Source organism: Dactylococcopsis salina PCC 8305 (assembly GCF_000317615.1).
Taxonomy (GTDB): Bacteria; Cyanobacteriota; Cyanobacteriia; order Cyanobacteriales; family Rubidibacteraceae; genus Halothece; species Halothece salina.
Window position 1 is genome coordinate 2919436 of the sequence record NC_019780.1, and the last position, 13259, is coordinate 2932694.

Here is a 13259-nt window from a genome sequence, read left to right on the forward strand (position 1 = left end):
AACTAAAAGCCAATGCAAGCAAATAATATCATCCTTAATGCCGAAGGAATTGAAACTGAACCTAACGATGTCTTTGAGAATGCTGTTTTAACCGAATTGAGTTCACAAAACCCAGGTGTCTTTGGTGTGACAGGAACAATTGGTGACAACACTGAGTTGAGTGTGTCAGGGTTAGACGTTGATTTGTACCGAGTTCAACTTGACGCTGGTCATCTTTTAACTGCAACGATCGACACAATTGATCTCGAAAGCCCGATCGACTCTTCGATTCTTCGAGTCTTTGATAATAAGGGGAATGAATTTCTCATCGAGCCTTTTTTTAGTGAGCAATTAAGCAACGGTGAAACAGGAATTGAGTTTATTGCCGATACTAGCGCAACCTACTTTATCGGGGCTAGTGGCTTCGGGAACGAGGAATATAATCCAATCAGAGCAGGTTCAGGAGGATTTGGCAAACAAGGAGACTACAATCTGAGCTTAGAAGTCACTCCGAGAGAGACTACCACCGAAACCAACGACACCATTCCCAACGCGATCGTTCTTGATGAAGAATTAATCTCAGAAGGCTTCTCTACGTCGGAATTCATTGGCGATAATCAAAACCTAAATAATCCTAAATTAGATGTCGATCTGTATCGCATCTCATTAAGTGAAGGGGAAAGCATCGGGATTGATATTGACACGCCAGATACTTCTGATCTTCAACTCATTTTACGAGTTTTTAACAGTAACGGTGGAGGAGTTGCCTTCAGTAATGATAGTTTGGGGACTGGAGGAGTAGAAAGTTCTGACCCCTTCCTCAACTTTACTGCTCCCGCTAGTGATGAATACTATATTGGAGTCAGCGATTTCAACAACGACTTTTACAGTGCTTTCACCGCAGAAACTGGAAATGCTCCAGGGGCAACTGGTTCATATAACATAGAAATCACCAGCACTGATGTTGAATTTGAAGCCTCCGAAGAACCCACTAACGATACTTTACAAACCGCAACTGCACTGGAATTAGGCTCGGGTTTATCGGGTGTAGCGGTAGTTGATGGCAAAATTGGCGACCATCCTGACTTTACAACAGTGCCAGGGTTGGACATTGACCTTTATCAAGTGGAATTAGAAGAGAATGAACAAATTGGGATTGAGGTAGCCGCACAGGCGATTAACTCTCCCCTTGACGCAATTCTGCGGGTATTTGATAGTGAAGGACAACAAATTGCCTTTAACGATGACTTCAGAAGCCGTGATCCAGTTATTGGACTGACTGTTGCGAAAGAAGGGACTTACTATATTGGCATTAGTGGAGTAGGAAACAATGATTATAATCCCAGAGAAGCGGGAACCGGAAGTGAACCCTTTGCCAGTACAGGAGAATATAGTCTCACCATTTTCAGTTTCGGAGAAGTGGAGATTGAAGAGGGACCCGAAGAACGTAATGATACCATTAATACAGCAACGGAAACCGAATTAAGCCCCGATCGTCTCGGTAGTTTTCGCACAGAAGCATTTATCGGCAATAACAATGATCCTAACCTGTCAGACTTCAGCTTAGATGTGGATTTGTTCAAAGTCGAGTTAGCCGCAGATTCTTTACTAACAGCAGATATTAATACCGCCGATTTAGAATTACGATCGCAACTAGATTCGGTGATTCAAATCTTTAATGGTGACGGGGAGTTAATTACCTTTAACGACGATGAAAACGGTAACACCTCCGACTCCTTTATCAAGTTTACGCCAGAAGAGTCTGGAACTTACTATCTTGGCATCAGTGGACTCGGCAATAACGGTGATCCACAAGCAGAAAACCCAGAACAAGCAGGCTATGATCCCACTGTTGCCGGGAGTGGTATCCCTGGTGCTTCCACAGGGGGCTATATCCTAGAACTCTTCTTAGAAAATGTGCCTGTAGAAGACCCCACCAACGACACTATAGACGGGGCGGTTATCACTGGTTTAAATCGAGATAGCGCGGGTTCAGTTACCGAATCAGGAATTGTTGGTGATAATCTTGAACTCGCAGCCGACAGCTTAGATGTTGACTTGTACCAAGTGGAATTGCAAATCGGAGACGAACTTAGTGTTAACGTCGCAGCGGCGGTTCTCGAATCGGAGTTAGACGCTTATCTACGCATCTTTAATGCCGAAGGAGAAGAAGTCGCTTTCGATGACGACTCTGGAGAATTTAGTGACTCTCAACTCACCTTTATTCCCAAAACCAATGGCACTTTCTACGTTGGTGTTAGCGGATTTGGCAATATCAACTATGATGAAACTACTGCAGAAAGTGGCTCAGAAGCAGGAAGCACTGGTGAATATGAACTCACTCTCAACCTGACACCCGGAACCCCTGTGGAAGCAGTTGCAGATGAACTTAGCACCAATGAAAGCATCGTCTTGGAAAGTAATCTTCTCTCTAATGATTCTGGAGAAGGCTTAGTGATCACTGCTGTCAATGAAAGCACTGATGATCTTGGTGTGGAACTGACTACTGACCAAGGCGCACTCCTCACGGTAAATGAAGATGGCAGCTTCAGTTATAATCCCGATGGTCAATTTGACGATTTAGAAAATGGTGAAACAGAAACGGACAGTTTCAGCTATATCGTAACCGATGCTGTCGGTCAAACGGCTCAAACAACTGCTACTCTCACTATCCTTGGCGTAACCCCCGAAGCTGTTGTGGATGCCATAGCAGATGAATTAACAACAGAAGAGCAAACTGTTGTTGAAAGTAATCTTTTAGATAATGATACACCAGCAGAAGCTCTAAGTGTTACCGCAGTGAATGGCAATGCTGATAATTTGGCAACTGAAACGACTACCCGCAACGGGGCTATAATTACACTCACCGAGGAAGGGAACTTAGTTTATGATCCGAATGGTCAATTTGATGAACTCAATCAAGGACAAACGGCAACAGATAGTTTTACCTATTCAGTCACCGATGATCAGGGAAATACCGACCAAACAACGGTAACAATTAACATTGAGGGAGTGACTCAATTTGAAGAAGTTCGCCCCACTGCCAATAATGATATTGCGCTTACAGCTTCAGGGGGAACAGTAACGATTGATGTTCTCGCTAATGACACCGCTAATGACCAATTCGGCGATTTAGAAATTGGAGACTTTCAAACCTCAACAACTAAAGGGGGAACGATTACCCTCGATGAAAGCGGTGAAAAATTCCTCTATACGGCAGATTCAGATTTTTCTGGTGAGGACAGCTTCACTTATACGATTGCTAACGAAAGTAGTGGGATTGATCAAGGAACAGTTAACTTGACCGTTAATCCTTCTGACCCTAACGTTAATGTGGAATTGGAGTTACGAGAATTTGATCAAGAACCTGGACTAATTATCGGGGAAGAATTCTTAGTTGATGTCCGTTTCCGAGACTTGCTAACTGAAAATAATTCAGGGGAAGCCGTAGTTTCTGGTTATGCGGATATCGTTTTTGACCCTACCAGATTACAGATCATTGAAAATGATCCAGAACAGGATGATGATGGGTTTGCTGTAGATGGGATTATTCATGCTGAGGACTTCAATGGCTTCCGAAAGGGAACTGTGAATAATGTGGAAGGGATTGTTGATGAAACGGGTGGTTTTTTCCCTGGAGCAGCCCCCGGCAATTTACCTGATGATAACACTGTTTTCACCCTGCACATGAAGGCAACAGGTGGTGGTGAGGCCCGAATTATGGGGACAACAGCTTTGGCAAGTAATGCAGGAGAAGCTAATAACTCAGCGATTACGATTATTAGTCAACTAGCTGATCAACGTAGTCAAACTAATTTCGGCGGTTTGGAAATTGAGAGTCTTACTTCCAACATTACTGCTATGGAAATCTCGACACGCTTTGAAGATTTAGAGGGTAATCCCATTGAAAAGATCAAGGTTGATGAAGAGTTTAATATTGTCCTCGCTGCGAAAGATTTACGTTCAGAAGGGGATAAGCTAGGGGTCTTCAGTGCATTTGCAGATGTTAACTACGACACAATCTTGGCGGATGTTACAAGCGTTGAACCAGTCGAACCTTTTGCTTCACCTGTGATTGATCTAAATCAGGCAATTAATGATGATGAAGGGTTGCTTAATGACATTGGAGGGACAAAGTCGAGCTTTACTCCCATTCCTGCGAATAACTCTCCTCAAGATTTTGCCATCATTACCGCGACAGCAAAAGCTCAAGGAAACTTTGAAGTGACAACGGATGTTGGAGATGAAATCACTTCTCTCAATACTTTGTTTGGTTTGGATAATGACGTAAATTCTGGAACTAGATATTTTGGCAATACTCTCACCATTGAACAGGATACGACGACTAACCCTGTTGGTACACCTGACTTAGTAATTAAGGAGTTTGATGCTGAAATTGACCACGTATTAGGCGGAGAAACCACTGTTAATTTGACAATAGCCAATGAAGGGGATGCAGCGAGTTCTGGTTTCCAAGTGGAAGTGCTTTATTACACCGCAGATAGTATTGACCAACTTAGCGAAGAAGAACCACAGGTGGTTAAAACCCTTGCTTTTGATGAATTAGAAGCGGAAGGGGGGGAGGTTAATGAACAGTCAGAGGTATCGCTACCAGTGGAAACGCTTTTAGCTGAAGCCCTAGAGGACGATCCTTCTGTGTTTGGACAACAACGCCCCATTGATGATGATGGTGAAGAAGGGTTCTTTGAGTCCAATAACATTGACTATCTCGGCGTTCGCATTGTTAATAGTGAAAGTTCTGGGGAAGAAGAAGAGGCATTTGCCAATAATGCTTTGAATGATACGGAGGGAGTCAATATTGATGATATTGCTTTCTTCCCTTGGGATTTTGTGAATAGCGGTGAAGAGGGAGTTTCGGAGAATCAAGAGGATGAAATTGTTTCCGACAAGATTGTCGATTTCAATGATGCAACCGCAGTTTTCCGAAATATTGGTGAGGTGATAACGGAAGAGGTGACAGAAGGAAATCGCTTTGGTTTAGATTTGGATCGCATTGATTTTGATCTAGATGGGGCGATTTCTCCCGTAGATGCGGTGCGTGTGGCTAATCGCATCGGCTATGAAATTAATCCTGCCATTATTGAGGAGAGTGTTGGCTAGGGAGATTTAACTATTAATATCAGGTTCGGGTAATTACTTATAATTGGTGTTGGGTTTCGCGTGGAGACGTTCCATGGAACGTCTCTACCCAACCTACTTTTTATCATTGATTGAGCGAAGCTGATATAAGGTAGGATTTTAATGATAATTTATAAGTTTTCTTCAAAAAGTGGTTAAGGTTTTACGGTGGTTTATTTTCGGATTAACGTTTTTTTTCCTAGCTAAAACTTTTCAGCAACATTGGCGGGAAGTAGCGGCGATCGAGCTTAATCAATCACAATTAATTTCTGGGGCGATCGGGCTTTTTTTAACGTTAATTGCTCATATTTGGTCGGGAATTGTTTGGGCGGGAATTATCCGATTTCTCCAACAACCAGCGCCATTATTCTGGGTGCTACCTGTTTATTTACAAACAAATTTAGCGAAATATTTACCGGGAAATGTTTGGCATTTTTATGGACGGATTCGCGCTGTCCAATTAGCAGGAAGTAGTTTAGAAGCCGCAACATTGACGACATTATTAGAACCGCTTTTGATGGCAACGGCTGCGGTATTAATTGCTTTATTCACGATTCAAGGTGGCGGATTAATTATCTTAGAAAATACCGTTTATCAGTGGTTGCCTTTAGGATTTGCAGGAGCGATTTTACTGGTCATTCATCCTCGTTTTTTTAATCCCATTTTACAATTTTTATCTAATCTCAAAAATCAATCATCAACCGAAGATATTTTGCTGATTAAACATTATCCCTGGTTGCCTTTATTGGGAGAAATTGGTTTTGTTGGTTTACGGGGGAGTGGGTTTCTGGTGACAATTGCTGGATTTCAACCCTTGAGTGTTAGTGAGATTCCCTTGTTGCTTGGGGTGTTTAGTTTAGCTTGGTTTTTAGGCTTAGTTGTTCCTTCGCCAGGGGGAATTGGTGTTTTTGAAAGCAGCGCGATCGCGCTTTTAAGTCCTAGTTTTTCCGTTGCAATTCTTCTCAGCAGTTTAGCCTTATTTCGTCTGATTAGTATTAGCGCCGAAGCGATCGCCGCTGGGCTATCTTGGGGGATCAAATTGGTAATTAGGGGTTGCTGAAAAAGTCCATTGGTTGGTTGAGTAAGGCAAGAGGCAAGAGGCAAAAGGCAAGAGGGTTGATTGATCGGTAGGAGTTTAAGGTTTTGATGCAAGGTGCGTGACGATTGAACAATCAATGAATTTGCATTTTTACCTGAACTTAATCGCCTCAAATCCTTATTTAGTAAACCTTTCAAGCAATTGAGTCGGTTGTTTCACATTCATTAGCAACTTCTAGCCAACCTTGAATCGCATCTTGAAGGTTACTGATGACCTCTTCCATATCATCTCCCTCTGTAATACAACCTGGAAAAGCAGGAACTTCTGCCCAATAGCCTCCCTCTTCTGCTGGATGAATAATTGCTTTAACTTTCATGTTTTTATAATTCTTGATCAGAATAAACGTCCCTTAATTTTAACGAATGCAACTATAGCAGTCTCCGAATGAAATGTGAGAAAGGGGTTATATAGCGATCCGAATATTAGGGGGCTGAAGTGTTGGGTTTCGCGCTAGCTCCACCCAACCTACGTTTTCTGCAATATGAGAGATTAGCCCTTCGGAAAGAGGATAAAGACGTATCTGGTTTTTTATACTAATCATTAAGTAATGTAAAGTTTATTTAACTTACACCTTAATGTTCCTCTCACTCTAGGACAGACAATGAGAGGATTGAAGAAACGGGTTAATACTCTGCGAAATAAGCCAGATTTTATGGAAACTGTACAATTTACTGCGTCCGAGTCAGTTAATCTGACTGTTCCACCAGAAAACACTCCGATTAAACATTATTTACGTCAGCCTCGGCGTTTAGTGGAAGCGATCGCTGACCCAAAATTGATGACTCCCCTTGAAAAAAAAAGCTCGGGAAATCGGTTTCATTTGAAAATGCGCCCTTTGAATTTCCTTGATGTTTATCATTTTCAACCGTCGGCGGTGCTGAAGGTTGTGGCGGATAGTCAGGGAACTGTAACCCTTACTTCAGAAAGTTGTGAGGTGATCGGGAATGATTACATTAATGATCGGTTTTCTCTCAGCTTAAAAGGGAAACTCAGCCCGATCGAGGAAAATGGTCAAGTTTATCTGCGTGGAAAAGCAGACTTAAAGGTTGATGTGGACTTACCTCCTCCTTTATGGCTCACTCCTCGATCGATGCTAGAAAGCACAGGAAACGGCTTGTTAAAAGGCGTTCTCACCCGAATCAAGCAGAAACTACTCAAGCAGCTAATTTCAGACTATCAACACTGGGCAAACCAGACGGAAACGACAGCGAAAACCGCAGCCGACTCCTCTTTATCGTCTCCGAGAACCGCCTAGGCTTCAATTGTCCCATACAAATCATAAACATCAGCGTGAGTGATTTTTGCTTTCACCATGCTTCCTAATGGGGCTTTTCCCTGAAGATACACTAATCCATCCACATCAGGAGCAAACCGCGCCGAACGTCCAATAAATTCTCCTGTACTCGGTTTTCCCTGTTCAATCAACACATCAACCGTTTCCCCAACACAAGCCTGATTTTGTCGCGCGGCGATCGGTTGCTGTAACGCCATCAGTCGATCGCGCCGTTCTTCCATCACTTCTTGCGAGAGTTGCTGCGGTAAATCATAGGCTTTTGTTCCCACTTCAGGAGAAAAGGTAAAAGCGCCCATTAAATCGAACTGATGACGCGCCACAAAATCGCATAAGTGCTGAAAATGCTCTTCTGTCTCCCCTGGAAAACCAACAATAAATGTCGTGCGTAAAACCGCTTCTGGGAGAGCTTCTCTTAAACGACGGATAATCCCATCATTCACTCTTCCCTGCCAAGGACGATTCATCGCTCGTAAAATATCAGGATGGGAATGTTGTAGGGGTAAATCCAGATAAGGAAGAACGTTTGGTGTTTCCTGAATCGCTTTGATCACTTTTGGTGTGAGTCCAGTGGGATAAGAATAGTGCATCCGCACCCAAGGCACATCCACCTCTCCTAATGCTCGTAATAATTCCGCTAGTTTCGGTTCACCATAGAGATCAACGCCGTAGTTGGTGGTAATCTGTGAAATCAGGACGATTTCTTTAACTCCCTGAGCGGCTAAACTGTGCGCTTCCTTTACAATTGACTCAATGGGGCGCGATCGTTGCTTACCGCGTAAATGGGGAATAATACAAAAGGCACAAGCATAATCACAACCTTCTGCTACCCGTAAATAAGCAACTGCTTCGCTGGTGGTGCGATAACGAGGAACAGTTTCGTCAGCAATATAAGTGGGTTCATCGCTGATTTCCTTAACACGCTCTCCAGTTTCCACCCGCTCAATCACATCAACAATTTTCCCATAATCCCCTGTTCCAACAACGGCGAGAGCTTCGGGAATTTCTTCTAACAATTCTTCTTGGAAATGTTGGGCTAAACATCCCGTAATCAGAATTTTCTGATCCGCTTCTGCGAGTTCTACTAAGGTTCGCACCGATTCTTCTCGCGCGGCTTCAATAAAACTACAGGTGTTTACAATTACATAATCGGCGAGTTCTTCGTTATTATCGACCTGATAGCCCGCTTGAGCGAGTAAGCCTAACATATGTTCAGAGTCGATACGGTTTTTTTCACAACCTAGATGAGAAATCGCAATCGTCGGTTTTTCTGGCATTCGTGCAATATTAAGCATTAACAAGGTACAACTAACAATGTACAATTAATTAGCAATTGCTGGCTAATCTATATTTATACTGCTCAATATGTCTCAAGAAAATACTGGTGCTGATGCGATCGATCGCGCGATCGAGCAGGGAATTGATTTAGACGGAACTCCCATTCCCGAACCGAAACTGTCTCTCTACAACCAAGTAATGAGCCTAGAAGCCAACCGCAAACGAAGCGGGGTTCAAAACACCATGCGATCGCGCATCGTCCGTATTGGGGCAAAACACATTCCTCAAGATAAACTAAATCAAATGTTACAAGATGCCGATTTTCCCCCTCTCAAAGAGAAAGAAATCACTTTTTATTACAACAAATAACTCTCATCTAGGCTTTGCTGTTGGGTTAATAATTAATCATCAAGGTTAAGGATAATAATAGAAGTTTTCTCACTGGATACCCTCGTTATATCATTGATTTAATCAGTTACTACTAAGGAAAATGAGTTATAGCAGAATTTTAGTTGCCCTCGATCGGTCAGCGCAAGGGGAGACAGTTTTTAAACAGGCGATCGCGATCGCTAAACCCAACCAAGCTCAACTCCTCTTATTCCATACTCTCATCTTTGACGGTCGGAATCTAGAAGCCTACAGTGGCATTTATGGACAAAATGCCATGGGAATTTCTTCTTCTGTGGAGGAACACATCCAAACCCAAACCCAAGAAATCGAAACTTGGTTACAAGATTGCGCTGAAAAAGCCCAAGCTGAAGGATTAGCAGTGGAATATGACTGGAGAATTGGCGATCCTAGTAGTTGGATTCGAGAAATGGCGAAAACTTGGGATGCGGATTTAGTGATTCTTGGTCGTCGGGGAAGAAGAGGATTAGCAGAAGTCTTTTTAGGAAGTGTGAGTAATCATGTGGTTCATTATGCTCCTTGTTCGGTTTTAGCAAAATAAGCGAGAATCCTACGACTACACCCGAAGGGTTAGTCGCTAGATGAATCGCTTTTTTATATTGACAATGATTTATAAATAAGCTAAACTATAAATAAGTTTGTTCCATTAATAGTCATGCGGAAAGCTATAAAAGTCAGATTATATCCTAATTCTAGCCAACAACAGTCACTAGCTCAATCTTTTGGGAACTGTCGTTGGTTGTGGAATTTTGGTTTGAACTTAATGAACCAGACATATAAAGAAACTGGCAAAGGGCTTTCCAGTTATGACATTAAAAAGCAAATCCCAGACTTGAAGAAAGAACGAGAATGGTTAAAACTTACTTATTCTCAATGTCTTCAACAAGTCTGTATAAACTTGAATACAGCTTTTACTAACTTTTTTCAAGGAAGAGCAAGATATCCCAAGTTTAAGTCGAAACATGGAAAACAATCTATTCAATATCCTCAAAATGTAGAGGTGAAAGAAGATTGCTTAAAGTTTCCTAAACTAGGAGAAATTAAGGCAGTCTTACATCGACCCATCAAAGGTTCGGTTAAGACTGTGACTATTAGCAAAAATACTTGTGGAGAGTATTATGCTTCTATTTTGGTTGAAGACGGAAAGGAAAAACCAGAACCTTCTTCAAAAGGAAAAGCGGTTGGAATTGACTTAGGGTTAAATCATTATGCTATCACTAGCGATGGTGATAAATTTAATAATCCTCGTTGGATGGATAAGCATGAGAAAAACCTTAAGATTAAACAACAGCAATTATCTCGGAAGCAGAAAGGCTCTAGTAACAGAAACAAAGCTCGTCATCAAGTAGCCAGAGTTCATAAAAAGGTTTCTAACAGCAGGGAAGATTTTCTACACAAACTAAGTCGTAGCTTAGTTGACGAAAACCAAGTCATTTGTGTAGAGAATCTAGCAGTTAAGAACATGATGAAGAACCATAATCTGGCTAAAGCCATTAGTCAAGTTGGTTGGGGACAGTTCTGTACTATGCTGAAGTACAAAGCTGAACAAGACGGTAAAACCTATGTTGAGGTTGACCGCTTTTTCCCTAGTTCAAAGACTTGCAACGTCTGCTTAAATCAAGTTGATAGTCTGCCACTAGATGTTCGCAGTTGGAAATGCTCAAACTGTGGAACAGAGCATGACAGAGATATCAACGCTGCTAAAAACATCAGAGACGAAGGATTACGAATTATTGCCTGTGGGACACGGGATGACAGCTTGGTTCGCCAAGGCTGAAAAAGCCTATCGCCGGATGTCAGACTTGGAAATAGTCTATTTGGAGATTATGGAAAAGCATTCTTTTGGGTAGGAAGCTCCTTCTACATTGCGTTAGCAATTAGAAGAGGGTAGTTCACTGGTACAGGGAAAAAATGTGAGCGACGATGATTAACCCCACAAATTGTTAAGATCGAGAGAAAACCCAATTGTTGTTTAAATCGGAATCGGAAAAGTCTATGAGTAGTGCGTCAACAGTAGCCAAGAAGAAACAAACCCCACAAAATACTTTATCTTTACATTATCTGGGCGATCGCGTTCTCCGTCAGCCCACCAAGCGCATTAGTAAAATTAATCAATCCGTCCGTGACCTTGCCCAAGAAATGGTGCAAACCATGTACGCTGAACAGGGAATTGGTCTAGCCGCGCCACAAGTCGGGGTCAATAAACAGATGCTGGTGATTGATTGCGATCCCAATAATACCGCAACGCCCCCTCTCGTTCTCATTAACCCAGAAATCCAAACTTACAGTCCAGAACTCGCCACAGGAGAAGAAGGTTGTCTCAGTATTCCTGGAGTTTACCTTGATGTGGTGCGTCCCGAAGCGGTACAAGTGAAGTTTAGAGACGAATCGGGTCGTCCGCAAAAAATGAAAGCCAGCGGACTACTCGCCAGAGTGATTCAACATGAATTAGATCATCTTCATGGGGTCTTATTTGTGGATCGGGTTCGGAATGATTTAGTCTTAACAGAGGCTCTCAATAAACAAGGCTTTTCCGCAAAAGCAGTGCAACCGATTAAATCTTAGTTATCAAATAAGGAGCAAACTGTGATACTTACCCCAAAAAGTGGCTTATTATTATTAGTATCTTGTGTCGCGGCGATCGCTGCGGTGGGTTCAGTATTTGAACTCTCTTATGGTCATCCTCGGTATGGTGTCTGGATGACATCGGCAATTCTCGCAGGTAGCATTCCGTTAACTGGGGCTACCTTGTGGGCGGCGGTGCAAGATGCACGAGCAAATTTGAAGTAAAAAATAGCCCCCTTGCCAAGTAGAATTGGGGGGATTTAAAATAGCCCCCCTTTCAAAGGGGGGTTGGGGGGATTAAAAACCGATGATCGGGGGGTTGGGGGGATTCAAATTAAGCAGTAACTGCCTTTTTCGGATTAGCAGCTAATTCCCCACTGATGTATTTAGGAGCAAAGACATCAATGCTCACCTGTTTAATTTTACTAGCATTTCCAGCCGCCCCTAACGCTTCATAACGTTCGGCACAAATATTTTTTGCATATTCAATGGATGGCTTAAAGAAATGAATGGGGTCAAAATTACTGGGGTCTTTTGCCGCCGCTTCCCGAATGGCGGCAGTAATCGCTAAACGGTTATCCGTATCAATGTTGACTTTACGAACACCATTTTTAATTCCTTTTCGGATTTCATCAAGGGGAACACCGTAAGTCGCTGGAATTTCGCCCCCATATTGATTAATCATGTCTTGCAACTCTTGAGGAACAGAGGAAGAACCGTGCATCACTAAATGAGTATTCGGTAAGCGACGATTAATCTCTGCAATGCGACTGATGGCTAAGACTTCTCCAGTAGGCTGACTGGTAAATTTATATGCTCCGTGACTGGTGCCAATGGCAACGGCTAAAGCATCAACTTGAGTCCGTTCCACAAATTCTACAGCCTGATCAGGATCAGTTAATAACTGCTCTCGACTTAATGTTCCCTCTGCACCGTGACCATCTTCTTTGTCCGTCTGCCCCGTTTCGAGAGACCCTAAACAGCCTAATTCCCCTTCTACACTTATCCCTAAAGCATGAGCGACTTGTGCGGTTTCGGCGGTAACACGAACATTATATTCAAAACTGGCGGGGGTTTTCCGATCTTCCTCTAATGAGCCATCCATCATTACACTCGTAAATCCATTCCGAATTGCCGAGAAGCAAGCCGCTGGACTATTGCCGTGATCTTGGTGGAGGGCAATGGGAATATGGGGATAAGTTTCTACGGCGGCTGCCACTAGGTGACGTAAAAAAGCATCTCCCATATATTTTCGCGCACTGAGAGAGGATTGTAAGATCACTGGGCTATTGGTTTCCGCCGCTGCCAACATAATCGCGTGCAGACGTTCTAGATTGTTGACATTATAAGCGGGAAGGCCGTAGTTGTTTTCTGCTGCATGATCCAGCAGTAGTCGCATGGGAACAAGTGCCATGAGGTGTCTCCTATATTGTTTTTTCTATGAGTTGAATAAGATCAGTTGATAATGATTTATTCCTTATTTGTCAATCCTAGAACAAT

General features: G+C 42.7%; 11 protein-coding genes. 8 read left to right on the plus strand and 3 right to left on the minus strand.

The window, feature by feature from the left end; translation table 11 throughout:
- Positions 1 to 12 precede the first annotated feature (12 nt).
- Positions 13 to 5100, plus strand: coding sequence for an Ig-like domain-containing protein (locus tag DACSA_RS13980; RefSeq protein ID WP_015230380.1), 5088 nt, complete (start codon positions 13 to 15; stop codon positions 5098 to 5100).
- 169 nt (positions 5101 to 5269) lie between these two features.
- Positions 5270 to 6178, plus strand: a complete 909-nt coding sequence (locus tag DACSA_RS13985) for a hypothetical protein (RefSeq protein WP_015230381.1) — start codon at positions 5270 to 5272, stop codon at positions 6176 to 6178.
- A 172-nt stretch (positions 6179 to 6350) separates the two neighbouring features.
- Here the strand turns inward: DACSA_RS13985 and DACSA_RS13990 are convergent, their stop codons facing one another.
- Positions 6351 to 6533, minus strand: a complete 183-nt coding sequence (locus DACSA_RS13990; RefSeq protein ID WP_015230382.1) for a type II toxin-antitoxin system HicB family antitoxin — start codon at positions 6531 to 6533, stop codon at positions 6351 to 6353.
- A gap of 336 nt (positions 6534 to 6869) precedes the next feature.
- On the opposite strand from DACSA_RS13990, the gene DACSA_RS13995 reads away from it, so the two are divergent.
- Positions 6870 to 7472, plus strand: a complete 603-nt coding sequence (locus DACSA_RS13995; protein ID WP_041235505.1) for a DUF1997 domain-containing protein — start codon at positions 6870 to 6872, stop codon at positions 7470 to 7472.
- Here DACSA_RS13995 and rimO read toward each other — a convergent pair.
- Entirely contained in the window at positions 7469 to 8785 is a 1317-nt protein-coding gene (gene rimO, locus DACSA_RS14000) for a 30S ribosomal protein S12 methylthiotransferase RimO (RefSeq protein WP_041235900.1), read from the minus strand. The two genes, DACSA_RS13995 and rimO, sit on opposite strands and share 4 nt — an antisense overlap.
- An 88-nt stretch (positions 8786 to 8873) precedes the next feature.
- Between rimO and DACSA_RS14005 the strand changes: the two genes are divergently transcribed.
- From DACSA_RS14005 to DACSA_RS14025, 5 genes are all read left to right on the plus strand, one after another.
- Complete coding sequence (locus DACSA_RS14005; protein WP_015230385.1) at positions 8874 to 9155, plus strand: small RNA NsiR4-regulated ssr1528 family protein; 282 nt, start codon at positions 8874 to 8876, stop codon at positions 9153 to 9155.
- A 121-nt stretch (positions 9156 to 9276) separates the two neighbouring features.
- Positions 9277 to 9735: a universal stress protein gene (locus DACSA_RS14010; RefSeq protein WP_015230386.1), complete on the plus strand. Its 459-nt coding sequence runs from the start codon at positions 9277 to 9279 to the stop codon at positions 9733 to 9735.
- A gap of 114 nt (positions 9736 to 9849) precedes the next feature.
- Complete coding sequence (locus tag DACSA_RS14015) at positions 9850 to 10971, plus strand: RNA-guided endonuclease InsQ/TnpB family protein (protein WP_015230387.1); 1122 nt, start codon at positions 9850 to 9852, stop codon at positions 10969 to 10971.
- A gap of 218 nt (positions 10972 to 11189) precedes the next feature.
- Positions 11190 to 11759 (plus strand): peptide deformylase, encoded by a 570-nt coding sequence (gene def, locus DACSA_RS14020; RefSeq protein ID WP_015230388.1) that lies wholly within the window; start codon positions 11190 to 11192, stop codon positions 11757 to 11759.
- A gap of 21 nt (positions 11760 to 11780) precedes the next feature.
- Positions 11781 to 11984 (plus strand): hypothetical protein, encoded by a 204-nt coding sequence (locus DACSA_RS14025; protein WP_015230389.1) that lies wholly within the window; start codon positions 11781 to 11783, stop codon positions 11982 to 11984.
- 109 nt (positions 11985 to 12093) lie between these two features.
- Here the strand turns inward: DACSA_RS14025 and fba are convergent, their stop codons facing one another.
- Positions 12094 to 13173 (minus strand): class II fructose-bisphosphate aldolase, encoded by a 1080-nt coding sequence (gene fba, locus DACSA_RS14030; RefSeq protein ID WP_015230390.1) that lies wholly within the window; start codon positions 13171 to 13173, stop codon positions 12094 to 12096.
- Between the last annotated feature and the right edge of the window lie 86 nt (positions 13174 to 13259).